At 71.6% G+C, this 23,450-nt stretch carries 20 protein-coding genes; 10 read left to right on the forward strand and 10 right to left on the reverse strand.

Annotated features, from left to right (window positions below; translation table 11 throughout):
- On the reverse strand, window positions 1-1,241 hold a 1,241-nt coding region (locus tag AC3A46_RS14725; protein WP_487665863.1), incomplete at its 3' end, for a sensor histidine kinase.
- Window positions 1,242-1,406: 165 nt separating this feature from the next.
- On the opposite strand from AC3A46_RS14725, the gene phoU reads away from it, so the two are divergent.
- On the forward strand, window positions 1,407-2,087 hold the full coding sequence (gene phoU, locus AC3A46_RS14730; RefSeq protein WP_487665864.1) for a phosphate signaling complex protein PhoU: 681 nt from the start codon (window positions 1,407-1,409) through the stop codon (window positions 2,085-2,087).
- A 105-nt stretch (window positions 2,088-2,192) separates the two neighbouring features.
- On the opposite strand, the gene AC3A46_RS14735 is transcribed toward phoU, so the two are convergent.
- Window positions 2,193-2,942 (reverse strand): phosphoglyceromutase, encoded by a 750-nt coding sequence (locus AC3A46_RS14735; RefSeq protein WP_487665865.1) that lies wholly within the window; start codon window positions 2,940-2,942, stop codon window positions 2,193-2,195.
- A gap of 70 nt (window positions 2,943-3,012) precedes the next feature.
- On the opposite strand from AC3A46_RS14735, the gene AC3A46_RS14740 reads away from it, so the two are divergent.
- Window positions 3,013-3,831: a class I SAM-dependent methyltransferase gene (locus tag AC3A46_RS14740; RefSeq protein WP_487665866.1), complete on the forward strand. Its 819-nt coding sequence runs from the start codon at window positions 3,013-3,015 to the stop codon at window positions 3,829-3,831.
- A gap of 18 nt (window positions 3,832-3,849) precedes the next feature.
- Here AC3A46_RS14740 and AC3A46_RS14745 read toward each other — a convergent pair whose 3' ends face one another.
- The 4 genes from AC3A46_RS14745 to AC3A46_RS14760 form a co-directional block, all read right to left on the reverse strand.
- Window positions 3,850-4,962, reverse strand: a complete 1,113-nt coding sequence (locus AC3A46_RS14745) for an FUSC family protein (protein ID WP_487665867.1) — start codon at window positions 4,960-4,962, stop codon at window positions 3,850-3,852.
- A gap of 11 nt (window positions 4,963-4,973) precedes the next feature.
- Entirely contained in the window at window positions 4,974-6,080 is a 1,107-nt protein-coding gene (gene ygfZ, locus AC3A46_RS14750) for a CAF17-like 4Fe-4S cluster assembly/insertion protein YgfZ (protein ID WP_487665868.1), read from the reverse strand.
- Window positions 6,080-6,682 (reverse strand): heme-binding beta-barrel domain-containing protein, encoded by a 603-nt coding sequence (locus AC3A46_RS14755; protein ID WP_487665869.1) that lies wholly within the window; start codon window positions 6,680-6,682, stop codon window positions 6,080-6,082. Before AC3A46_RS14755 ends, ygfZ begins: the two co-directional genes overlap by 1 nt.
- A 135-nt stretch (window positions 6,683-6,817) precedes the next feature.
- Complete coding sequence (locus AC3A46_RS14760; RefSeq protein ID WP_487665900.1) at window positions 6,818-7,117, reverse strand: hypothetical protein; 300 nt, start codon at window positions 7,115-7,117, stop codon at window positions 6,818-6,820.
- 141 nt (window positions 7,118-7,258) lie between these two features.
- On the opposite strand from AC3A46_RS14760, the gene AC3A46_RS14765 reads away from it, so the two are divergent.
- From AC3A46_RS14765 to AC3A46_RS14780, 4 genes are all read left to right on the forward strand, one after another.
- The gene (locus tag AC3A46_RS14765) at window positions 7,259-7,957 is read left to right on the forward strand and encodes a response regulator transcription factor (protein WP_045298087.1); all 699 of its coding nucleotides are present in this window, start codon (window positions 7,259-7,261) and stop codon (window positions 7,955-7,957) included.
- Between the two features lie 77 nt (window positions 7,958-8,034).
- Window positions 8,035-10,197: an RNA degradosome polyphosphate kinase gene (locus AC3A46_RS14770; RefSeq protein WP_487665870.1), complete on the forward strand. Its 2,163-nt coding sequence runs from the start codon at window positions 8,035-8,037 to the stop codon at window positions 10,195-10,197.
- The gene (locus tag AC3A46_RS14775) at window positions 10,194-11,132 is read left to right on the forward strand and encodes an NUDIX hydrolase (protein ID WP_487665871.1); all 939 of its coding nucleotides are present in this window, start codon (window positions 10,194-10,196) and stop codon (window positions 11,130-11,132) included. The genes AC3A46_RS14770 and AC3A46_RS14775 overlap by 4 nt, the downstream gene beginning before the upstream one ends.
- Entirely contained in the window at window positions 11,132-11,668 is a 537-nt protein-coding gene (locus tag AC3A46_RS14780) for a chemotaxis protein CheY (RefSeq protein WP_487665872.1), read from the forward strand. The genes AC3A46_RS14775 and AC3A46_RS14780 overlap by 1 nt, the downstream gene beginning before the upstream one ends.
- Here AC3A46_RS14780 and AC3A46_RS14785 read toward each other — a convergent pair.
- The 3 genes from AC3A46_RS14785 to AC3A46_RS14795 are packed head-to-tail and all read right to left on the reverse strand — an operon-like array spanning window position 11,643 to window position 17,690.
- Window positions 11,643-12,977: a M1 family metallopeptidase gene (locus AC3A46_RS14785; RefSeq protein WP_487665873.1), complete on the reverse strand. Its 1,335-nt coding sequence runs from the start codon at window positions 12,975-12,977 to the stop codon at window positions 11,643-11,645. The two genes, AC3A46_RS14780 and AC3A46_RS14785, sit on opposite strands and share 26 nt — an antisense overlap.
- Window positions 12,974-16,918 carry a Pls/PosA family non-ribosomal peptide synthetase gene (locus AC3A46_RS14790; RefSeq protein WP_487665874.1) on the reverse strand — a complete coding sequence of 1,315 codons (3,945 nt, stop codon included), beginning with the start codon at window positions 16,916-16,918 and terminating at the stop codon, window positions 12,974-12,976. The genes AC3A46_RS14785 and AC3A46_RS14790 overlap by 4 nt, the downstream gene beginning before the upstream one ends.
- Before the next feature lies 1 nt (window position 16,919).
- Window positions 16,920-17,690, reverse strand: coding sequence for a hypothetical protein (locus tag AC3A46_RS14795; protein ID WP_487665875.1), 771 nt, complete (start codon window positions 17,688-17,690; stop codon window positions 16,920-16,922).
- A gap of 238 nt (window positions 17,691-17,928) precedes the next feature.
- On the opposite strand from AC3A46_RS14795, the gene pstS reads away from it, so the two are divergent.
- The 4 genes from pstS (at window position 17,929) to pstB (ending at window position 21,982) form a co-directional block, all read left to right on the forward strand.
- Window positions 17,929-19,041, forward strand: coding sequence for a phosphate ABC transporter substrate-binding protein PstS (pstS, locus tag AC3A46_RS14800; RefSeq protein ID WP_487665876.1), 1,113 nt, complete (start codon window positions 17,929-17,931; stop codon window positions 19,039-19,041).
- A gap of 74 nt (window positions 19,042-19,115) precedes the next feature.
- Entirely contained in the window at window positions 19,116-20,060 is a 945-nt protein-coding gene (gene pstC, locus AC3A46_RS14805; protein WP_487665877.1) for a phosphate ABC transporter permease subunit PstC, read from the forward strand.
- A gap of 1 nt (window position 20,061) precedes the next feature.
- Window positions 20,062-21,171 carry a phosphate ABC transporter permease PstA gene (pstA, locus tag AC3A46_RS14810; protein WP_487665878.1) on the forward strand — a complete coding sequence of 370 codons (1,110 nt, stop codon included), beginning with the start codon at window positions 20,062-20,064 and terminating at the stop codon, window positions 21,169-21,171.
- A gap of 31 nt (window positions 21,172-21,202) precedes the next feature.
- Window positions 21,203-21,982, forward strand: coding sequence for a phosphate ABC transporter ATP-binding protein PstB (pstB, locus tag AC3A46_RS14815; protein ID WP_045298071.1), 780 nt, complete (start codon window positions 21,203-21,205; stop codon window positions 21,980-21,982).
- A gap of 157 nt (window positions 21,983-22,139) precedes the next feature.
- On the opposite strand, the gene AC3A46_RS14820 is transcribed toward pstB, so the two are convergent.
- Entirely contained in the window at window positions 22,140-23,027 is an 888-nt protein-coding gene (locus AC3A46_RS14820; protein ID WP_487665879.1) for an aminodeoxychorismate lyase, read from the reverse strand.
- Window positions 23,028-23,450 lie beyond the last annotated feature (423 nt).

The raw sequence follows: 23,450 nt of genomic DNA on the forward strand, positions 1-23,450 counted from the left end.
GGCGCCACCCCGGCGGCGCCAGACGCAGCCGCAGCCCCGGCGGGGGCCACCTCAGCGGCGGGCCGCTTCCTCTTGCGCCCGCGCTTGGGCGCCGGCTCCAGGGCAGGCGCGTCGATCTGGGGCAGGCGGATCGTGAACGTGGATCCGCGACCCGGGCGCGACCACAGGCGCACCTCGCCGCCGTGCCGCTGCACCGCGTGCTTGACGATGGAGAGGCCGAGCCCGCTGCCGCCGGTGCGGCGGGCGCGCGCGGGATCGGACCGGTAGAAGCGCTCGAAGACGCGGTCCTGCTCGCCCTCGGCGATGCCGATGCCGCGGTCCGTCACGGCGATCTCGACGATGCGGTCGACGGCCTTGATGCCGACGCCGACGCTCGAGCCTCGCGGCGAATACGCGATGGCGTTGGCGATGAGGTTGCCGACCGCCTCGCTCAGCACCTGTGCATCGCCATGCACGTAGAGACCGCGCGCGCCGCCGCGCATCACCTCGACGCCGGCGGAGTCCGCCTGGATCGCGTGCGCGTCGAGGGCCGACGCCACGACCTCGTCGATCGAGACGTCCTGCTGCGTGAGCTCGTCCGCGGCCTGCAGCCGGGACAGGTTCATGATGCGCGAGGTCAGCAACGCCAGCCGGTTGGCCTCCGCCTGCAGCCGCGTCGCGAAGATCCGCACCTGCGGCGGATCGTCTGCCGCCGACTCGATCGCCTCGGCGAGCAGGCTCACCGCGCCGACGGGTGTCTTGAGCTCGTGGCTCGTGTTCGCCACGAAGTCGCGACGCATCTCCTCGACGCGTTCGCGCTCCGAGATGTCGCGCAGCACGAGGAGGGTGAGCCGGGGCGAGATGCGCGACGCGCGCACGGCCACGAGACGAGGCTCGGCCGGCGGGGCGCCGCGGCGCAGCCGCATCGTCTCCGTCGCGCTCGCCTCGGCGACCTCGGCGTCGGTGGTCCGCACGCGGCGCGCGAGCGTCCGCAGCTCGTCGGTGGGAAGCGTGCCGCCTTCGAGCAGCTCGAACGCCGCGGCCGGGGAGGAGGCCGCCAGCACGGTGAACGACGCGTCCACCACGACGGCGGCATCGTCCATGCCATGGAGGACGCCGCGCACGCCGTCGGGGATCTCGATCGAACCCTCGGCATGCGCCCGGTCACGCGCCCGCATCGACGCGACGACGACGGCGGAGATCGAACCGCCGATGATGATCCCCGCGAGGAGGGCGAGCAGCGCGAGCTGCGTCGTGTCCATGGCTCCAGCGTAGGGGCACGTCGCGCGGGACAATGGACCGTGACGGGGAGCCGGGCACCCGCGCCCGGTACTGTTCACCACGGGGGCACCGTCCGTTAACCTTCGCTGACGACAATCGGCCGGGGCGCGGGCGAAAGCTCCCCCATCCATGAAAGGTGCGTCGGAATGCGCGAAGTCTTCCACCAGTCCCTCGAGGACGTGCAGGGGCGTCTCGTCGAGATCGCCGAGCTCGTCACGATCGCCATCGACAAGGCGACGCGGGCGTTCGGAACGAGCGACGTCGCGCTCGCGGAGGAGGTCATCGAGGCCGACGCGGTCATCGACGAGAAGGCCGTCGAGCTCGATGAGCTCGCCATCGAGATCCTCGCCCGCCAGCAGCCGGTCGCCCGCGACCTGCGCATCGTCGTCAGCGCGCTGCGCATGAGCGCGTCGCTCGAGCGCATGGGCGACATCGCCGAGCACATCGCCCAGCTCACCCGCATGCGCTTCCCCGAGCGGGCCATCCCCAAGGGCCTGAAGTCCACATTCCTCAAGATGGGCGAACTCGACGTCGAGGCGGCACGCCAGCTCACCGAGCTGCTGCGCACGCAGGACGGCGACCTCATCGACGAGATCCGCAACGCCGATGACAAGCTCGACGAGCTGCACGTCTCGGTGTTCGAGAAGGTGCTGAGCGACAGCTGGCAGGGCGATCCGTCCGCCACCGTCGATGCCACGCTCGCCAGCCGCTACCACGAGCGCTTCGGCGACCACGCGGTCTCGGTCGCGAAGAAGGTCGCGTACCTGTCGACCGGGGACTGGACGTCGAGCACCGACACGATCGACGTCGTCGCCACGTCTCTCTAGAGCCGTCACGCGGCCTGCAGCTGGGGGGCTGCCGCTGCGAAGGCGAAGAAAAGGAAGAGCGGATGCCTCGTGGGGAGGCATCCGCTCTTCCGTCGTTGTCAGGGATCAGGCCTTGCCCTGGTTCGCGACCGCGGCAGCGCCGGCGGCGGCGGCCTCGGGGTCGAGGTACTCGCCCGGTCCGATGGGCTCGAGGTTCTCGTCGAGGCGGTACACCAGCGGGATGCCCGTGGGGATGTTGAGCTCGGCGATGTCGGCGTCGCTGATGCCGTCGAGGTGCTTCACGAGGCCGCGCAGCGAGTTGCCGTGCGCCGTGACGAGCACCGTCTTGCCGGCCTTGAGGTCGGGAACGATGTCGCTGTGCCAGTACGGCAGCATGCGGTCGATGACGATCTTGAGCGACTCGGTGTCGGGCACCTCGCCGTCGATGCCCACGTAGCGCGGGTCGCCGACCTGGCTGTACTGGTCGTCGGCGGCCAGCGGCGGCGGCGGGACGTCGAAGGAGCGGCGCCACAGCATGAACTGGTCGTTGCCGAACTCCTCGAGGGTCTGCGCCTTGTCCTTGCCCTGCAGAGCGCCGTAGTGGCGCTCGTTGAGGCGCCACGAGCGCTTGACGGGGATCCAGAGGCGGTCTGCGGCGTCGAGGGCGATGTCGGCGGTCTGGATGGCGCGGCTGAGCACGGAGGTGTGCAGCACGTCGGGAAGGATCCCGGACTCGGCGAGCAGCTCGCCGCCGCGCTGGGCTTCGGCCTTGCCCTGGTCGGTGAGGCGGACATCGACCCAGCCCGTGAACTGGTTGGTCTTGTTCCACTCGCTCTGGCCGTGTCGGAGGAGGATCAGCGTGTAGGGCGCGGTCATGCGCCCCATGATATCCGCGCCGCGTGCCGCCCCCCGATGCTGTGACGGGTGCGGCTGGCATCATGGAGGCATGGCGCGGGGACCGGTCGGGCAGATCACGCGCGGCACCACCGGCACCAATCGGCTGCGACGCGTGGACCGCTGGATCGCGCGGCATCCCGCGCTGCGCCGCGCCGCCGATCCTCTCGTGGTCGACCTGGGCTACGGCGCGAGCGGCGTGACGGCACTGGAGCTGTACGCGCGCCTGGTCCGCGCACGGCGGGACGTCGAGGTGCTCGGCCTCGAGATCGATCCCTCGCGCGTCGCCCGGGCGCGGGCCCAGCTGGAACAGGTGCGGGCGGGCCGCACGTCGTTCGCGCCCGACGCGCGCGTGTCCTTCGGGCGCGGCGGCTTCGAGGTGCCCGTCCCCGGCGGGCGACGCCCGGCGGTCGTGCGGGCGTTCAACGTCCTGCGACAGTACGACGAGCCGGAGGTCGCGGCAGCGTGGGCGACGATGTGCGCGCGCCTCGCGCAGGACGGACTCCTCGTCGAGGGCACGTGCGATGAGATCGGCCGCATCGCGACCTGGGTCGCCCTCGGCCCCGACGCCGCGCCGCGCACGCTGACGGTATCGCTGCGGCTGGCCGGGCTGCAGCATCCGTCCATCGCCGCGGAGCGGCTCCCGAAGGCTCTCATCCACCGCAACGTCCCCGGCGAGCCCGTGCACGCGTTCCTCGCGGCCCTCGACGCGGAGTGGGAGCGCGCGGCGAGCGTGTCCCCCTTCGGCCCCGTGCACCGCTGGCGCACGGCGCTGTCGGCGCTGGTCGACGGCGGCTGGCCGATCCTCGAGCGGTCGCGGTGGCGCCTGGGCGAGGTCACCGTGCCGTGGGATGCCGTGGCCCCGCGCTGAACGGCGGCGCGGGGTCCGTCACACGCGGGGCAGCACCGCACGCGCCTCGGCGGAGGGCATGCCGGTCGCGGTGAGGAGGTCGACCGCGAACGGCCGCATCGCGGTGATGAGGTTCTGCTCGCCCTGCGAGCCGTCGGGGAGGATCTGCGCCGGGTCGAGGCGCACGGCGACCGCGCGCACCGCCTCACGTGCTGCCGGCTGCAGCGCGATGTCGTCGAGGCTCTCGCCCACCAGCTCCGCGGCGCGCATGAGCTCGGCGAGCACCTCGGCGGGCACCGGACGGCGCTTGCCGTCATCGCAGAGGTACACCGCACGTCGGGCGACGACCCGGAGGTTGCGGGTGGCGAAGTCCATCGCCTGCAGCACCGCGTGGTGCCGGCGCAGCTCGGCCCGCTGCGGGCGCAGCCACGGTGAGAACCCGGCGACGGCGAGTCCGGAATCCAGTGAGGCCCGCCACTCATCGATGCGCGGGGCGATCGCCCGCGCCTTCTCCAGGCCGCGGGCGGCCCGCAGCGCATCGCCCCGGCGCAGCGCCTGCACGATGGTGCGCGCCGCGGCGTCCGCGGCCGCGAAGACCGCGTGCCCGTCGCGCGCCTCCTCCCTGCGGGGATTGCGCGGGATGAGCGCAGTCACGGCCAGGGCGGCGACGCCGCCCACGGCGCCGTCGATGAGCCGGGAGAACGGCTCCGTCGCCGGCAGGGACATCACGATGCACGCCTGGACGCCCGCCATGATCGCGAACGGCGGATAGGGCGAGAGGAAGCGGGCGACCAGCAGCGTCACCCCGAGGGCGAGCGCGAGCTGCCACCAGCCCGGTCCGACGAGAACGACGAAGCCCTCCGCGACGAGGATGCCGACGAGCATCCCGACCACCGTCTCGAGCACGCGCCGCGGGCGGGCGTCGCGCACCAGGCCGAGACTGGTGATGGTGACCGTCGCGGCGAGCAGCGGCGCCGGATGCCCCACGACGTAGTGCGCGAAGGCCCACGCCGCGGTCGCTGCGACCGTGATCTGCACGATGGCGAGCGCCGACCCGCGCACGCGCGACAGCTGCGGGCGCAGATCGAACCGGGCACGCCAGCCCGTGGGGACGACCTGGGTGATCGCGGCGGTCTCGCCGTCGCCGCTCACCGCCGGGTCCCCTACTGGGCCGCCGCGCGGCGCGACAGCCGGGTGATCCGAGGCACGTTCGCCGTGGCGCCGGCGTCCGGCGGAACGACCACTTCCTGCGCCGCGGCGACCGGGCCGTCGGCGGTGTCGACCGTCAGCGGGGCGTCGACGGGCGTGGTGCGGCGCACGACCGCGAGCGCGATCGGCCCTTCCTCATGGTGCAGCGCCGCCGACGTCACGATGCCGACGGCGTCGTCGCCGAGCCGCACGGCCGCGCCGTGCTCGGGCAGCACGCTGCCCGAGCCGTCCAGCTGCAGCGCGACGAGGCGCCGCGGCGGGTGCCCGAGGTTGTGCACCTTGGCGATGGTCTCCTGCCCGCGGTAGCAGCCCTTTTCGAGGTGCACCGCGGTGCGCAGCCAGTCCAGCTCGTGCGGCAGGGCGCGCTCGTCGACGTCCGTCGTCCACCGCGGTCGCCACGCGGCGACGCGCAGCGCTTCGACCGCCGTCAGGCCTGCGAGCTCGACTTCACCGCGGGCCGCGGCATCCGCGATCCGCGTCTCCTCGTCGCGTGTCACGATCGCCTCGGCCCAATCGCGATCGGCGCCGGGGTGCGGCTCGACCGGCGCGTAGGCGTGGCCGCCCGGCGTGACCGACGGCCACGGGTCGCGCCACACGAGGGGCACTCCTGCCGGCGCCGCCGGCGAGATGCGCTCGAGCGCAGCGGCGGTGCCGCCGATCACGGCGTACTCGTCGTCGGCGATGCGCGGGTCGACGCGCAGACGGAACCGCATCTTGCGGAGCCAGTCGTACAGGCCCTCGACGTCGGCGCGATCCGCGATGAGCCAGGTGGTCTCTCCGTCGTCGACGACGGAGGCCGCGTGCTCGACGTGTCCTTGCGGGTCGAGGATCAAGAGCTCGGTGCCCGCGCCGGGGGCGAGTCGGGTCAGCGCCTGCGACGACAGCGAGTCGAGCCAGGTCAAGCGGTCCTCACCGGGGACGGCGATGACGGCGCGGTCGGCGCGGGGCGCGAGCGCGGCTCCGGCGGCGAGCCGGCGCTGCTCGACGAGCGGGTTGCCGACGTGCTGCAGCCCGGCGTCGTCGACGACGGCGCCGGGAACAGCGGTGAACGGGCCGGTCATCACTCTGCCCGCGCGAGTCGTGCCGACGCGTGCGCGCCGAGCTCGAAGCCGAGGGCGGCGATGTCCCACGCCCACAGCAGGTGGCCGTCGACGAGCCCGTACATGCGGGTCGCGGCCGCGTACGACTTCGCGCCGGCGGGCCGCACGACGGCGTCGGTCGCGATGTCGATGCGAGGGCCCTTGATCTGGCCGAGGTAGAGCTCGCTCACGCCGTCGGCGTGCACGAGGGCCGCCTCGATGTCGAAGCCGCCGTCGGCGTTGCGCAGCCTCTCGATGTCGTCGGCGGTGCGGACGACCGCCGCGGCGAGCGCGGGGAGGAGGCCCGGACCGGCGTCGGCGTCGGTCGCGGTGAGTGCGAGACGCCAGTAGCCGAGCTCGGCAACGAGGCGCGTGCGCTTCTCGGGGTCTTCCGCATCATGCAGCCACGCGTCGGCGGAGTAGTTGAGATAGTCGCCGCCGTCGTGGCTGAAGCTCACGCGATGCGTGAACTCGCCGGCGTAGGCGTGGTCACCGTAGTCGATGACGCCGGTGCCCTCCCACACTCCGATGAGCCAGGACAGCGGGACGAGCTCCGCCGGAAGGTCGGTCGGGATGTCGAGCACGACCGGCCCCGTCAGCGCTGGCCGCGGTAGAGGTTCTTGACGACGACGGCGGAGACGAAGACGATCGCCAGAGACGCCAGACCGAGCAGGCCCACGAAGAACAGTTCGAGCGCGACGGTATCCATACGAGCGAGTCTAGCCGGGAACGAGGGCGGCAAGCCCGAACCCCAGGCTGATGACGCCCATCACGAGGGCGGCGCCGAGGACGCTCGCCGCGACGCGCTCGGTGAACCCGTGGGACCGGCCCGACCAGAGCTGGATCGCGAACCCCGCGATGAGGCATCCGCCCAGTCCGACGCCCAGCCACGCCGCACGCCAGTCCGGCGCGGCGAAGACGCCGACGATGATCGCGATCACGGCCGCGAGCACCCACACGGCGACGATGCCGCCGAATGTGCGGCGAGGAGCGAGTTCAGGCACGGCCACGCGTCCCATCATCGCGCAACAATCTGCACGGCGCACGCGCCGCGTCTCGGGTGATCGGCTGTCCACGGAGGACATGCGGGCCGAGCGCCCCTCCCCCACGCCCTACACTGGGGTTCGCGGCGCACCCCCCTGCGCCGGGAAGGCGATCCATTGGCACAGCTCCTGGTTCTCAGTTCCACACACGGAGGCGGCCCCGTGCTGCCCTCGCTCGAACTGCTGAGCCACCGCGTGCGCCTGATCCCCGCTGAGCCCGCCCAGCTCGTCAACGCGCCCAGCGCCGACATCATCTTCGTCGACGCCCGCGTCGACCTCGTCGGCGCCAAGTCGCTGTGCAAGATCCTCAACACGACGGGCCTGGACGCCCCTCTCCTGCTGATCGTGACCGAAGGCGGACTGACCGCCGTGTCCCCCGACTGGGGCGTCGACGACGTCATCCTCTTCACCGCAGGTCCCGCCGAGGTGGACGCCCGCATCCGCCTCGCCGTCGGCCGGCAGTCGGCCGAGCAGGTCTCGACGCGCATCCAGACCTCGGGGATCACGATCGACGAGTCGTCGTACTCGGCCAAGGTGCACGGTCGTCCGCTCGACCTCACATACAAGGAGTTCCAGCTCCTCCACTTCTTCGCGACGCACCCCTCGCGCGTCTTCACCCGCGAGCAGCTGCTGAGCGAGGTGTGGGGCTACGACTACTTCGGCGGCACCCGCACGGTCGACGTGCACGTGCGACGTCTGCGCGCCAAGCTCGGCGACATGGAGCAGCTGATCGGCACCGTGCGCAACGTGGGCTACCGGTTCAACGTCTACGAGGACGAGCCCGAACCGGCCCCCCGCGAGCGCACAGACGCCTGACCGGGGCGGCGCAACGCCGTCCACGGGCCCGGGACTTCGTTCACACTCTCGTCACGTCACCCTGCAATGATGAAGGGATGATCGAACCCGAGGTGCTCGACGCCGGCCTGGGCGATGCGGACGACGACGACTTCGACCTCTCGGAGGTCTTCGACTCGCAGCTTCCCGACCACCGCTACCTGGATCGCGAGCTGAGCTGGCTCGCGTTCAACCAGCGCGTGCTGGAGCTCGCGGAGGATCCCCATCTGCCGACGCTGGAGCGGGCGAACTTTCTGGCGATCTTCGCCAGCAACCTCGACGAGTTCTTCATGGTGCGCGTGGCCGGCCTCAAGCGCCGCATCGTCACGGGCCTCGCCCTCCCCACGAACGTGGGGCGCTCCCCCGCGGACGTGCTCGCCGACATCTCGGCCGAGGCGCACCGGCTGCAGCTGCGTCACGCCGAGGCGTGGACCGCCCTCGTGAAGCCCGCGATGGCGGACGCCGGGATCGAGGTCGTGTCGTACGAGTCGCTCGACCCGTCCGAGCGCGAGGCCCTCTACGACTACTTCCAGGCGCAGGTGTTCCCGGTGCTCATGCCGCTCGCGGTCGACCCGGCCCACCCGTTCCCGTACATCTCGGGGCTGTCGCTCAACCTCGCGATCCGGATCCGCAGCGCCCGCACCGGGCGTCAGGAGTTCGCGCGCCTCAAGGTGCCGCCGATGCTCCCGCGCTTCGTGGAGCTGCCGCCCGTCGACGGCGCCGTGCGCTACCTGCCGCTCGAGGACCTCATCTCGAGCCACCTCGACGACCTCTTCCCCGGGATGGAGGTGCTCGACCACCACGCCTTCCGCCTCACGCGCAACGAGGACGTCGTGATCGAGGAGGACGAGACCGAGAACCTCATCCAGGCGCTCGAGGCCGAGCTGCTGCGCCGCCGCTTCGGCCCGCCGATCCGCCTCGAGATCACCGACGACATGGACGACGTGACGCTCGACCTCCTCCTCAAGGAGCTCGACATCACCGAGCAGGAGGTCTACCGCCTCCCCGGTCCGCTCGATCTGCGGGGCCTCTTCGACCTGCGCATCGACCGTCCCGACCTGCGCTTCAAGCCCCATCTGCCGACGACCGCGCTGGCGTTCCAGCCGGGCGACAACAACGAGCGACCCGACATCTTCGCCTCGATCCGCAAGGGCGACGTGCTCGTGCACCACCCCTACGAGTCGTTCGCGACGAGCGTGCAGGCGTTCCTCGAGCAGGCGGCGAAGGACCCGCACGTGCTCGCGATCAAACAGACCCTGTACCGGACGTCGGGCGACAGCCCCATCGTCGAGGCGCTGATCGACGCCGCCGAGGCCGGCAAGCAGGTGCTCGCGCTCGTCGAGATCAAGGCGCGCTTCGACGAGGCGAACAACATCGTGTGGGCGCGCAAGCTCGAGAAGGCCGGAGTCCACGTCGTCTACGGGCTGGTCGGCCTCAAGACCCACTGCAAGCTCGCCCTCGTCATCCGCGAGGAGAACGGGGTGCTGCGCAGCTACAGCCACGTCGGCACGGGCAACTACAACCCCAAGACGAGCCGCATCTACGAGGACTTCGGCCTCTTCACCGCCGACGACCAGGTCGGTCGCGATCTCACGCGGCTGTTCAACGAGCTGAGCGGCTACGCGATCGAGAAGAAGTTCAAACGCCTGCTCGTCGCACCGCTGCACCTGCGCAAGGGCCTCCTGCGGCTCATCGACAAGGAGCGGCGCAACGCGCTGGCCGGCAAGCCCGCCGGCATCCGCATCAAGGTCAACTCGATGGTCGACGAGCAGATCATCGACTCCCTCTACCGGGCGAGCCAGGCCGGCGTGAAGGTGGAGGTCTGCGTCCGCGGCATCTGCTCGCTGAAGCCGGGCGTCGAGGGGATGAGCGAGAACATCACGGTGCGCTCGATCCTCGGCCGCTACCTGGAGCACTCGCGCATCTTCGTCTTCCACAACGACGGCGACCCCATCGTGTACATCGGCAGCGCCGACATGATGCACCGCAACCTCGACCGCCGAGTCGAGGCGCTCGTCCGCGTGTCGGCGCCGGCGCACGTCAAGGAGATCAACGACCTCTTCACGCTCTCGATGAGCGATACGACGAGCTCGTGGCACCTCGGTCCCGACGGCGAGTGGGTGCGGCACAACCAGAGCGAGGAGGGGAAGCCGCTCCTCGATCTCCAGGACCGGACCATGACCAACGTGCAGCGCCGCCGGCGTGCACGCGCGGTGCGATGACCGAGACGGCCGTCTACGCGGCCGGGGGCGTCGTCTGGCGTGTCGTCGACGACAAGCTCCGGGTGCTTCTCATCCACCGCACGAAGTACCGGGACGTCACGCTGCCCAAGGGCAAGGTCGACCCCGGCGAGATGCTCGCCGAGACCGCGGTGCGCGAGATCCACGAAGAGACCGGCATCCGCGTCGCCCTCGGCGTGCCGGTCGGCGTGTCGCGCTACCGGCTGCCGAGCAAGCGCACCAAGATCGTCCACTACTGGGCGGCCGAGGCGACGGATGCCGCGATCCGCGCGTCCGCCTTCGTCCCGAACAGAGAGATCGCGGCGATCGAGTGGGTGTCGCCGAAGAAGGCGCTGAAGCGGCTCAGCTACCCCGTCGACGCCGAGATCATGGAGCATTTCCTGCGGCTCGTCGACGAGCGCGTGCTGCGCACGTTCCCGATCGTCGCCCTCCGGCACGCCAAGGCCCTCGCGCGCGAGGAGTGGGACGGGAAAGATGCCGCCCGGCCGCTCGCGGCGCGCGGCCGCAAGCAGGCCGCCTCGATCGTGGGTCCCCTGGTCGCGTTCGGCGTTCGCAAGATCGTGTCGAGCCCCGCTGCCCGGTGCGTCAAGACCGTCGCACCGCTCTCGGCGGCCATCGGCCGTGAGATCGACACCACGAAGCTGATCAGCCAGGACGCCTGGGAGGACGGCAAGTCCGACGCCCGCACGGTGATCGGGGAGCGCGTGCGCTCGCGCAAGCCCGCCGTGCTGTGCAGTCACGGGCCGGTGCTCCCCGACATCCTCAGCGAGCTCGCCCTGGCGACGGGCACGCTGCGCGGCTCGTACCTCGGCAGCGCCTCGGCCCTGGAGCCCGCCGCGTTCTCGGTGGTGCACCTGTCGGTCGAGAACCCGGGCTCGGGCATCGTCACGATCGAGACGCACGAGCCGAAGGTGTGATGACGCGGTCGATCGCCGACATCGCGTGGGTCGAGGTGCCGCCCGGTGAATCCCGGCGCGAGCACGCGTGGCGACTGTTGCGGGCGATGCTGCCCGTCGGCGCCGAACTGAGCAATCCGTGCCCCCGCTGTGGCGGACCGCACGGCCCGGTGGCCGTCTCGCACGCGCCGTTCCTGGCCGGTGTCACGTACGCGCGCGGGTATGCGATCGCGGCCGTGGCGGCGACACGGGATGCTGCGGCCCTCGGCGTCGACGCCGAGCCTGAGCACGACGCGCGCCGCGACGCGGCCGGCATGTCCGGCGTGCTCGGCGACGGCGAGGCGAGCGTGCGGGAATGGATCCGCGTCGAGGCCGCGCTGAAGGCCGACGGCCGGGGACTCCGCGTGGAGCCCTCGACGGTTGTCGTCGCCCACGCCGCGGACGGCTGGACGGCGAGCGTCCCCGACGGGGAGGTCTACACGGGATGGGATGCGGCCGGGCCGCCGGGCATCCTCGTGAGCGTCGCGATCCTCAGTCCCGGGAGCCCGGGAGTCTGAGCCACCGTCGCACCGCAGGCGCCGGCGGGCGCGGCGGCAGCGGCGGGAGGGGTGCGGAGTCGAGCCATGCGGCGAGGAGCTCGACCGCCGCCGGCCCGGCGACACGGGCGACGCAGTCGCGGAACGCCTCCGTGGTGGCCAGTGCGTGCCGGTGCTCGCGCACCCACGTGTGCAGCAGGTCGGCGAACACGTCCGCCCCGACCGTGCGGCGCAGCGCCTCCAGCGTGAGCGCGCCGCGCTTGTAGACGCGGTCGTCGAACATGAGCGCGGGGCCAGGGTCCGAGATGACGAGATCCTGCGGCAGCGCCCGGAGACGCGCGTGGTGCCCGTCGGCGAGCGTCGCGATGTCGTCGCCGCCCGAGGCCTCCGACCACAGCCACTCGGCGTAGCACGCGAATCCCTCGTTGAGCCAGATGTCGCGCCACCGCTCGACGCCCACGCTGTTGCCGAACCACTGGTGCGCGATCTCGTGCGGCACCAGGCGCGCGGCTTCGGGTTCGAAGTGGTTCGCGCCGAACACGACGAGTCCCTGCGCCTCGAGGGGGATCTCGAGGGGGTCTGCGGTGACGACGACCGTGCAGGCTTCCTGCGGGTACGGCCCGAACGCCTCCTCGAAGCAGTCGAGGATGCGCGGCACGTCGGAGAACCATCGCCGGGCGGCGGTGACGAGCGGAGCCGGCGCCATCAGCCGCACGGGTCCGATCGCGCTCTCGCGATACGGGCCGATGTGGACGGCCGCGAGGTAGGTCGCCGTCGGCACCTCCGACACGAACTCCCAGCGGGTGAGCCCGCCGATGCGGTCCGGCTGCTGCGGGACCCCGGTCGCCGCGACCGTGTACTCCGGATCGGTCGCGATCGCGATGCGGAACTTCGCACGGTCGTCGGGTCGGTCGTTGCAGGGGAACCAGGTCGGCGCGCCGACCGGCTGCGACGCGACGAGCGCGCCATCCTCCAGCTCCTCCCAGCCGATCGTGCCCCACCGTGAACGCCGAGGCCCCGGCGCACCGGCGTAGCGCACCTCGATGGAGAACTCCTCGCCCACCTCCAGCGCTTGGGGCGGCGTGATGCGCAGGCCCGCAGCATCCTGAGTGAACTTCGTCCGCGCGTCGCCGTCCACCCGCACCCGCGACGCACGCAGGCCGATCAGATCGAGCCGCACCGAGCGGGTCCGCTGGGTCGCGACCGCGTTGACGAGCGCGGTGCCTTCGAGGCGGTTCGTGTGGACGCGATAACGCAGGTCGAGGTCATACGAGACGACGTCGAACGAGGCGTCGCCGCTGCGCGGCGTGTACGGATCGGGGCCGATCACGACGTCGACTGGTACGCGCGCACCTTGACCGCGCGCCACGGTCCGATCGGGTTGCCGCTCCAGCGGGAGCCGACGGGCACGCTCTCGCCGCGCATCACGAGCGACGCGGGGCCGACGGTCGCATGGGCGCCGATCGAGGCGGCCGGAAGGATCACGCTGTGCGGTCCGAGGGTCGCACCGGCTTCGAGTTCGACGGTGTCCATGCTCATGATTCGATCATGGAACAGGTGCGTCTGCACGACGCACCCGCGGTTCACCGTGGATGCGTCCCCCAGCGTCACGAGGTCGGGCTCGGGCAGCCAGTAGCTCTCGCACCACACGCCGCGCCCGATGCGGGCGCCGAGGCTGCGCAGCCACACGGCGAGCGCAGGCGTGCCGGCGGCGGCGCGCGCGAACCACGGCGCGGCGAGCATCTCTGTGAAGGTGTCCGACACCTCGGTGCGCCACACGAAGCTCGACCACAGCGGCTGCTCCCCCGCGCGGATGGGGCCGACGAACAGCCACTTCGCCGCGGTCGAGATGCCCGCGGCGACCGCGCCCGCGCCCAGCAGCACGAAGCCCGACAGCAGGAGCGTGACCCAGGGGCCGACGGTGTCGACGAGCGCGGCCAGCGCGAACAGCACGAGCAGGCCCAGGCCGCACGTGACGACGACGGGGATGAACCGGCAGATCTCCCACAGCGACCTCGCGATCCGCAGCGAGGTCGGAGGGTTGTAGGTGCGGCTCGCGTCGCTCTCGTTCGGCTGGCGGCGTAGGCGCGTCGCGGGCGAGCCGAGCCACGACGAGCCGGCCTTCGCCTTCACCGGCGCCGCCGACAGCACCGCGACGAGGCCGTCCTTGGGCACGGTGTGGCCGGGCGAGGCCATGCCGGAGTTGCCGAGGAACGCACGCTTGCCGATGCGCACCTCGCCGAGCCGCAGCCAGCCGCCGCGCATCTCGTAGGACGCGACCATCGTGTCGTCGGCGAGGAAGGCCCCGTCCTCGATGCGGGCCATCGCCGGGATGAGCAGAACCGTGGATGCCTCGACGTCGCGTCCGACCCGCGCCCCGAGCAGGCGCAGCCACACCGGGGTGAACAGGCTCGAGTAGAGGGGGAAGAGGATCGTCCGCGCGGAGTCGAGCAGCCGCTCGGTGGTCCAGGCCTGCCACCCCACGCGGCTGCGAACGGCGTGCGTGCCCTCGTGGAGCCCGATCGCGGCGAGGCGGACGCCCAGCACGACAGCGCCGGCATACACGACCCCGGTCACCAGCACCGCGGGTACGAGCCACACGAGCGCCGCGCCGAGGGCGCTGCCGAGATCGGGAGCGCCGCGCATGCCGAGCGCGAGGACCACGGCCCCGGCCGCGAAGCTCACGATGGGGAGGAGCCCCAGGGCCACGGCCGACACCGCGTACGCCCACAGCCACCGGCGTGCGGCACGAGGACGCTCGGCGGGCCAGCCCTCGCTCGTGCCGCCGACGCGCACGGCGGGCGAGCCGGCCCACGACTGGTTCGCGCGCACGCGGCCGAAGACGGCGGAGCCCGGCGCGATCTCGGCGCGCTGGCCGATCCGCGTGCCGGGCGCGAGGGTGCTGCGCGTGCCCACGGTCGCGTCGGCGCCGATGCGCACCTCGCCGATGCGCACGAGGTCGCCGTCGATCCAGTAGCCGCTGAGGTCGACCTCCGGCTCGATCGAGGCCCGATCGCCGACCTTCAGCATCCCGGTGATCGGCGGCAGCGTGTGCATGTCGACGTCCGTGCCGATGCGGGCGCCGAGGGCGCGCGCGTAGTACGAGACCCAGGGCGCGCCGGCCAGCCCCACGGCGTCGACCTGATCCGAGATCTGCTCGGCGAGCCAGAGTCTCAGATGCACCGAGCCGCCGCGCGGATAGTCCCCGGGACGCAGTCCCGCCAGGAGAAGGCGAGCGGATGCTGCGGCGATCGCCATGCGCCCGAACGGCGTGACGAAGAGCACGAGGCCGATGATGAGCAGCCACCACGGCGCCGCGGGCAGCGCCTCGAATCCGGGGAACAGCTGGAGGATGGCCCCGGCCGTCAGCAGATAGAGGAGCCAGCGGACGCCCGAGAGGATGAACAGCGGGGCGCCGAGGAGCGACTGCACCCATTGCGTGGCACGGGGCGTGGGCTCCGGCATCCGGAAGTCCCCCGCCTCCTCTCGCGAGAGGAACGGCTGCAGCGCCTTGGCCATCGCCCCGAGGCGCGGCACGTCGTAGATGTCGGCGACCGAGAAGTCGGGGACGCGCGCACGGATCCGGGAGACCAGCTGCGCCGCGGCGAGCGAGCCGCCGCCGAGGTCGAAGAAGTCGGCCTTGCGATCCGGGACCGGAAGGCCGAGCACCGCCTGCCACTGGTCGGCCAGCCATGCCTCGTCGGGGCTCAGGTCGGCGCGGGGGATGTCGAGGTCGGGCAGCGGCCACGGCAGGGCGGCGCGGTCGACCTTGCCGGACGTGCGCACCGGCAGATCGGGCACGACGGCGAGCAGCGGCATGACGCCGGCGGCGAGGCGCGCGGCGAGGTGGCCGCGCGCCGCGGCGCGGTCGAGCTCGCCGTCGACGACGAGGTAGCCCACGAGCACCGGGACGCCCGCGTCGCTCGTGCGCACGGCGGCGCTCGCGGCCGTCACCCCCGGCAGCTCCTGGAGCGCGTTCTCGACCTCGCCGAGCTCGATGCGGCGGCCGCCGACCTTGACCTGGTCGTCGGCACGGCCCTGGAAGACGAGACCCTCCGGCTCGTAGCGCACGAGGTCTCCCGAGCGGTACGCCCGCTCCCACCCGAGCGTCGGCATGGGTGCGTACTTCTCGAGGTCCTTGATCGGGTCGAGGTACCGGGCGAGCCCGACTCCGCCGATGATGAGCTCACCCACGCCACCCGGCCCGACCTGACGGTCGTCACCGTCGACGACGGCCAGCGCCCAGCCGTCGAGCGGGAGACCGATGCGCACCGGTCCCTCTCCGTCGAGCAGCGCCGCGCACGCGACCACGGTGGCCTCGGTCGGGCCGTACGTGTTCCAGACTTCGCGGCCGTCGGCGACGAGCCGCGCGACGAGCTCGGGCGGGCAGGCCTCGCCGCCGAAGATGAGCAGGCGCACGTTCTCGATCGCGTCGGCCGGCCACATCGCGGCGAGCGTCGGCACGGTCGAGACGACCGTGATCGCCTGCCGGATGAGCCAGGGCGCCAGGTCCTCGCCCGAGCGCACCAGCGAGCGCGGCGCGGGCACGAGGCACGCGCCATGGCGCCACGCGAGCCACATCTCCTCGCACGAGGCGTCGAAGGCGACGGAGAGCCCCGCCAGGACGCGGTCGCCCGGGCCGAGCGGCGCGTCCTGGAGGAAGAGACGCGCCTCGGCGTCGACGAACGCGGCGGCGGAGCGGTGGGAGACCGCCACTCCCTTCGGCACCCCCGTCGAGCCCGAGGTGAAGATGATCCAGGCGTCGTCGTCGATCGTCGGCGGCGGCACCGTGACGATCGCATGCGTGCTCGGATGCGGGGCGGCGCCGCCGAACAGGGCGGCGGGCTCCTCGCCGGCCGCGCCGGCAGGCACGTAGGCGCCGCCCTCGCCGATCACGCCGTGGACGTGCGCCTCCCCGAACACCAGCCGGGCGCGCTCGTCGGAGTCGTCGGCATCCACCGGGACGTACGCCGCTCCGGCGGCGATCACGCCGAGGATCGAGATGTACAGCTCCTTCGAGCCGGAGGGCATCCGCACCCCGACCCGGTCGCCGCGGCGGACGCCCGCCTCATGCAGCAGCGCGGCGGTGCGACCCACCCGCGCCATGAGCTCGCGGTAACTGAGCGCTCCCGAGCCGTCGTCGAGAGCGGAGGCCTCCGGCGTGCGCTGCACGGTGGCGCGGAGGATGTCGAGCAGCGTGCGCGGCTCCGGTGCCGCGTCGATGCGATCCAGCGGTGCCGGCACGGCCGGGGGCGAATCGATCGAGCTCACGTCAGGACAGCAGGGTGATCAGCTCGGCCTTGGTGAGCCGCGAGTAGCCGGCCCGGCCCGCCGCACGGGCGCGCTCGCGCAGCTGCGCGACGGTGAGCGTGTCGAGCGCGGTGGAGTCGGATGCTGCGGCGGCAGCAGTCGGCGTGCTCGCGGGCTTCTGCGCACGCGGGGAGCGCGTGCGGGTCGTGGAGCGCTTCGCGGGTGCCTTCGCAGCGGCAGCGGGCGCCTCGACTGCGGGGGCTGCCGCGACGACGGCCTCTGCCGCGGCCGTGGGCTCCGGCGCCGCGGTGGCGGCAGCATCCGTGTCCGCCTCCCCGGAGGTGAGCTCCGCCTCGAGGACACGGTCGGCCTCGAGCGCCTCCTGCTCGGCCTTGGCGGCGACGCGCTCGGCCTTCGCAGCCGCCTTCTTCAGCGCCTTGGCCTCTGCGGCGCGCGACTTCGCCTCTTCGGCCGCCTTCGCCGCCTCGGCGGCGGCGCGCTCGGCCTCCGCCCGCAGGCGCGCCTTCTTCTCGGCCTTCACGACCGCGGCGCGGGTGGCCTTGCGGACGCGATCCTCGGCGCGGTGCGCCTTCTTCGCCACCTTGCGCGGGTTCTTGCGGATCGCCTTCTTCGACACGTCGACGTCGTCGACGGTCTCGGCGGCGAGCTCGCGCAGCTTCCTCGCGCTCTTCGCCGGGAGAGTCTTGGCGACCCGGCGGGCCTTCTTCGCCGCGGACTCCGCATCGTCGATCGCGTCGAAGGCCTTGCGCTGTGCTCTGGTGGTCTTGCTCATGCGGGAACCTTAGCGGGCGCCGGTGAACGAACGGAGCTTCGTGTCGCGGAATTCCGCGGGAACGCGCCTCTGCATGTCAATGCCGATGCATGGATGTCGGCATCCCGTTCACCTTCCGTTCACCCGCACAGCGCACTCTCTTAAGAGTCCGAGCCTACGTTTCAGAGCGAACCCCGCACCGGGTTCGAACCCGAAGGCCGTTTCGGCCTGTTTCCCTGACACGTGAAGGATTCACACAGTGAAGATCTCTCGCATCGCCCAGGTGGGCGCTGTCGCCGCAGTCGCGGCTCTCGCTCTCGCCGGCTGCGCCTCGAACGAGACCCCCGGCGGCACCACCGACGAGACCACGGCCGCGTCGGACCTCTCCGGCGAGATCTCGGGCGGCGGCGCGTCGTCGCAGGAGGTCGCGGTCCAGGCCTGGACCGCCGGCTTCCAGACGGCGAACCCTGACGTCACCATCAACTACGACCCGTCCGGCTCCGGCGCGGGCCGCGAATCGTTCCAGGCGGGCGCCTTCCCGTTCGCGGGCTCGGACCGCGCGTTCAAGGTCGAGGAGATCGAGGCCGGCCCGTTCGACTCGTGCGTCGACGGCTCGGGCATCATCGAGCTCCCGACCTACATCTCGCCGATCGCGATCATCTTCAACGTCGAGGGCGTGGACTCGCTCAACCTCGACGCCGCGACCGCCGCGGGCCTGTTCGCCGGCACGATCACCAACTGGAACGACCCGGCGATCGCCGCGCTCAACCCTGACGCGACGCTCCCCGACCTGGCCGTGACGCCGGTGCACCGCGCCGACGACTCGGGCACCACCGAGAACTTCACCGACTACCTCTTCCAGACCGCCGGCGACGTGTGGACCTCCGAGCCCGACGGCGTGTGGCCGCTCTCCAGCGGCGAGGCCGCGCAGGGCACCTCGGGTGTCGTCTCGGCCGTCGCGGGCGGCAACGGCACCGTCGGCTACGCCGACGCGTCGCGCGCCGCCGAGGAGGGCCTGTCGACCGCGGCCATCCAGGTCGGCGACGAGTTCGTCGAGTACTCGCCGGAGGCCGCCGCGGCGATCGTCGACGCGTCGCCCCTCGAGGAGGGTCGTGGCGAGGGCGACCTCGCGATCGAGCTGCAGCGCACCTCGGAGGAGGCCGGCGTCTACCCGATCGTCCTGGTCAGCTACATGATCGCGTGCCAGGAGTACGCCGACGCGGCGGTCGCCCCGATCGTCAAGGGCTACCTCGAGTACGTCGCGAGCGCGGAGGGCCAGGACGCGGCTGCTGCCGCCGCCGGCAACGCGCCGATCTCGGACGCCCTGCGCGAGCAGGTCAACGCGGCGATCGAGCTGATCGTCGTCGAGTAAGCCCCCGATACCCGGCCCGGTCGAACGACCGGGCCGGGTATCACCCTGAGAGCACCCGAATCCAGAAGGACACCATGACCACGACGACCGCCCCCGCCGCGGGCAAGGTCAAGCAGCGGCCAGGCGACCGCTGGTTCTCGGGAACCGCGCTCGGCGCCGGTGTGATGATCCTCGTCACGCTCGCCGCCGTCGCGATCTTCCTCATCATCCAGTCGATCCCGGGTCTCACCGCTACCAGCGAGACCGCCAGCATCCTCTCCGGGAACTTCTGGGAGTACGTCTGGCCGCTCGCGTTCGGCACCGTGTGGGCGTCGTTCCTGGCGCTGCTGATGGCCGTCCCCCTCGCGGTGGCGGTCGCCCTCTTCATCTCGCACTACGCACCGCGCCGCCTCGCGCAGGGTCTCGGCTACATCGTCGACCTGCTCGCAGCGGTGCCCTCCGTCGTGTTCGGCCTCTGGGGCATCCTGGTGCTCGCCCCCGCCGTCCAGCCGGTCTACGCCTGGCTCAACGCGAACATGGGGTGGTTCCCGCTCTTCAGCGGCACCGTCTCGAGCACGGGCCGCACCATCTTCACCGCCGCGATCGTCCTCGCGGTCATGGTGGTGCCGATCATCACGGCCATCTGCCGCGAGATCTTCCTGCAGACGCCGGTCCTCCACGAGGAGGCCGCGCTCGCCCTCGGTGCGACGCGCTGGGAGATGGTCCGCATGGCCGTGTTCCCCTTCGGCCGCAGCGGCATCGTGTCGGCCTCCATGCTCGGCCTCGGCCGTGCACTCGGAGAGACGATGGCTGTCGCCATGGTGCTCTCGGTGGCCAACGTCGTCACCTTCCAGCTCTTCACCTCGGAGAACCCGGGCACGATCCCCGCCAACATCGCGCTGACGTTCCCCGAGGCCTACGGCCTCAACATCAACGTCCTCATCGCGACGGGCCTCATCCTCTTCATCGTCACCTTCGCCGTCAACGCCATCGCCCGATGGATCGTCAGCCGGCGCAAGGAATTCTCGGGAGCGAACTGACATGACCGTGACGACCGCTCCTCCTCAGCCTCCGAAGGCTGCTGCACCGGTGCGCGAGACGCCCCGCCTGACCAGCGGCCACCTGCCCGTCTGGGCGCCATGGGCCATCCTCGTGGGCAGCCTCGTGGCGAGTGCCATGCTGTTCGCGATCATCGCGATGGGATCCGGCGAGGGCTTCAATCTGGCCGGCTGGGCCATCGTGGCGGGCCTGCTCTACCTGGCGCTCATCACGATCATCTCGTCGCTCGTCGAGGGTCGCCGCAAGGGCGTCGACCGCCTCGTGACGGGCGTGGTGACGATCGCGTTCCTCATCGCGATGGTCCCCCTCGTCTCGGTGGCCATCACCGTCGTCGTCAACGGCGTCGCGGGCCTGTCGGCCGAGTTCTTCACGTCGTCCATGCGCAACGTGGTCGGCGAAGGCGGCGGTGCGCTGCACGCGATCGTCGGCACGGTGCTCATCACGCTCGCAGCGGCCGTGATCTCGATCCCGATCGGCATCTTCACCGCCATCTACCTCGTCGAGTACGGGCGTGGCGGTCGTCTGAGCCGCGGCATCACCTTCCTCGTCGACGTCATGACGGGCATCCCGTCGATCGTCGCCGGCCTGTTCGCCTACGCGGTCTTCGCGCTGATCTTCGGTCCCGGCGTCCGCATGGGCATCATGGGCTCCATCGCCCTGTCGGTGCTGATGATCCCGGTCGTCGTCCGCTCCACCGAGGAGATGCTGCGACTGGTCCCGAACGAGCTGCGCGAGGCGTCGTACGCGCTCGGCGTGCCGAAGTGGCGCACGATCTCGAAGGTCGTGCTGCCCACCTCGATCGCCGGCATCACGACGGGCGTCATGCTCTCGATCTCGCGCGTCATCGGCGAGACCGCGCCGCTGCTGCTGACGGCGGGCGTCGCGACCTCGATGAACTACAACCTCTTCGAGGGCCGCATGATGACGCTCCCCGTGTTCGCGTACTCGCAGTACATGAACCAGGGCATCCCCGCGCAGGCCTACATCGACCGCGCCTGGGCCGCCGCGTTCATCCTCATCGTCCTCGTGATGCTCCTCAACCTCATCGCGCGCATCGTCGCGAAGGTCTTCTCGCCGAAGCTCGGCCGCTGAGCATCCTCACCCGAAAGAATCGACAGGAACCATGTCCAAGAGCATCGAAGTCAACGACCTCAACGTCTACTACAGCGACTTCCTGGCTGTCGAAGGCGTCTCGCTCGACATCGAGCCGCGCAGCGTCACCGCCTTCATCGGGCCCTCGGGCTGCGGCAAGTCGACGTTCCTGCGCACCCTGAACCGCATGCACGAGGTGATCCCCGGCGCCCGCGTCGAGGGTGAGGTGCTGCTCGACGGCGACAACCTCTACGGCGCCAACGTCGACCCGGTGCTCGTGCGCCGTCAGGTCGGCATGGTGTTCCAGCGCCCCAACCCGTTCCCCACGATGTCCATCAAGGAGAACGTGCTCGCGGGCGTGAAGCTCAACAACAAGAAGATGTCGAAGTCCGACTCCGAGGCGCTCGTCGAGAAGTCGCTCCAGGGCGCCAACCTCTGGAACGAGGTCAAGGACCGCCTCGACAAGCCGGGCTCGGGCCTGTCGGGCGGCCAGCAGCAGCGCCTGTGCATCGCGCGCGCGATCGCGGTATCGCCGGAGGTCATCCTGATGGACGAGCCGTGCTCGGCGCTCGACCCGATCTCGACGTACGCCATCGAGGAGCTGATCGGCGAGCTGAAGAACGACTACACGGTCGTCATCGTCACGCACAACATGCAGCAGGCCTCGCGCGTGAGCGACAAGACGGCGTTCTTCAACATCGCCGGCACCGGGAAGCCGGGCAAGCTCATCGAGTACGACGAGACCAAGACGATCTTCACGACGCCTTCGGTGCAGGCGACCGAGGACTACGTCTCGGGCCGCTTCGGATAAGCCCGTCCCACTCCACGAACGAAGCCCCTCGCCGCCTGGCGAGGGGCTTCGTCGTCCTGCGGGCGCGGAATGCCCTGACGTGGGTCGCGCTCGCGCTGCCCGGTCTCGCGCTGCTCGCACCGCGGCATCTCGGGCGTGACGAGGTGAGCTCGGGGGCTCAGTCGCGCGGACTCAGCAGATACCGGTTGAAGGATGCGGTCAGCTCGGCGTCCAGCGGGACCTCGATGCCGTCGATCGCCGTGATCGGAGCTGCGAGCCGCACGCTGGACACCAGCCACGCAGCATCCGCTTCGCCGAGCGCGCTCGTCGCAAGCACCTCGTACCCGGTCTCGTGCCCCTGCGCTTCGAGGTGGGCGAACAGGCTCAGCTGCGTCGTCCCGTGCAGGATGCCGCCGTTGGGCGCCGGGGTGACGAAGCGCCCGCCGATGCGGAGGATGAGCGACGCCGTGGGCGCCTCGAGCACGAAGCCGTCGGACGTGACGAACACGGCGTCGTCGGCGCCGCGCCGCTTCGCCTCGCGGATCGCGGCCATGTTGACGGCGTACGACAGGGTCTTGGCGCCCAGGAGCAGCCACGGCGCCCGGGCGGGGGTGTCGATGCCGTAGCCGCGGTCCATCGTGACGACCCGGATGCCCTTCTCGCGGGCGAGGGAGTTGTCGGCGGCGGCCGTCGCGGTCACCCACGCGGTGGGCGCCGGACCGTGCTCGACGCCGCGGCTCAGGATGAGCTTGATGACGCCCTCCCCCTCCCTCGGCGAGTGCTGCGCGGCGACGGCGACGGCCTGACGCCACTGCTCGAGGTTCGGGGCGGGGAGGTCGCAGATCTGCGCGGAGTGTGCGAGTCGCTCGAGATGGGCCTGGGTCTCCTGCGCGTGACCGTCGACGACGCCGATCGACTCGAAGATGCCGTCGCCGCGCTGCGTGCTCAGCTCGCCGACGCTGAGCGCCGGGGCGGAGGGGTCGATCACGCGGAACGAGTCGGCGAAATCGGGACGAGGATCATCGGATGCCGCGGGCTCGATCACGAGCGCGAAACGCAGGGCCATGCCCCCGAGCTTAGGCGTTCGGGAATGCCGCGACCGCGGACTCGGTTACACTGGATCGGCCGGGCCGCAGTAACCCCGGGCTCCAAAATTTGCCGCTTCGAGCGGCGCCGCGCCGAGAGGCGTTCTGCGGCCCGGCACTTTCATGCCCGGATTTCCCCGCACGCGCTGATCGAGGCCGAGCGTCTCTCCCGCAAAGCGCATCGGCACCCTGGCGCTCCACCGCCGGCACGTTCCGGCCCCGGCGAGGCCGCGCCGGTTCGGCGCCCCCGACGAGGATTCCCGGATGGCATCGAACTCCCGTCAGCACCCGCGGATCCGCAGGTGCGGACGCCCGCGGCAACACGCCGGTTGATCGGCGCATCCGCCGGCGTGTCCCCCACGCATGCCAGCGAGCCACCGTGAGTGGCGGCTTCAGCCACCGCG

It is taken from the genome of Microbacterium sp. Soil_C_42 (assembly GCF_057656735.1).

Excerpts from the sequence above, each read along its gene's own strand:
- AC3A46_RS14740 (WP_487665866.1), top strand. The coding sequence starts at position 3,013 with ATGGCGCGGGGACCGGTCGGGCAGATCACGCGCGGCACCACCGGCACC.
- phoU (WP_487665864.1), top strand. The coding sequence starts at position 1,407 with ATGCGCGAAGTCTTCCACCAGTCCCTCGAGGACGTGCAGGGGCGTCTC.
- pstC (WP_487665877.1), top strand. The coding sequence starts at position 19,116 with ATGACCACGACGACCGCCCCCGCCGCGGGCAAGGTCAAGCAGCGGCCA.
- ygfZ (WP_487665868.1), bottom strand. The coding sequence starts at position 6,080 with ATGACCGGCCCGTTCACCGCTGTTCCCGGCGCCGTCGTCGACGACGCC.
- AC3A46_RS14820 (WP_487665879.1), bottom strand. The coding sequence starts at position 23,027 with ATGGCCCTGCGTTTCGCGCTCGTGATCGAGCCCGCGGCATCCGATGAT.
- pstA (WP_487665878.1), top strand. The coding sequence starts at position 20,062 with ATGACCGTGACGACCGCTCCTCCTCAGCCTCCGAAGGCTGCTGCACCG.
- pstB (WP_045298071.1), top strand. The coding sequence starts at position 21,203 with ATGTCCAAGAGCATCGAAGTCAACGACCTCAACGTCTACTACAGCGAC.
- AC3A46_RS14760 (WP_487665900.1), bottom strand. The coding sequence starts at position 7,117 with ATGGGACGCGTGGCCGTGCCTGAACTCGCTCCTCGCCGCACATTCGGC.
- AC3A46_RS14775 (WP_487665871.1), top strand. The coding sequence starts at position 10,194 with ATGACCGAGACGGCCGTCTACGCGGCCGGGGGCGTCGTCTGGCGTGTC.
- AC3A46_RS14770 (WP_487665870.1), top strand. The coding sequence starts at position 8,035 with ATGATCGAACCCGAGGTGCTCGACGCCGGCCTGGGCGATGCGGACGAC.
- AC3A46_RS14735 (WP_487665865.1), bottom strand. The coding sequence starts at position 2,942 with ATGACCGCGCCCTACACGCTGATCCTCCTCCGACACGGCCAGAGCGAG.
- AC3A46_RS14780 (WP_487665872.1), top strand. The coding sequence starts at position 11,132 with ATGACGCGGTCGATCGCCGACATCGCGTGGGTCGAGGTGCCGCCCGGT.
- AC3A46_RS14795 (WP_487665875.1), bottom strand. The coding sequence starts at position 17,690 with ATGAGCAAGACCACCAGAGCACAGCGCAAGGCCTTCGACGCGATCGAC.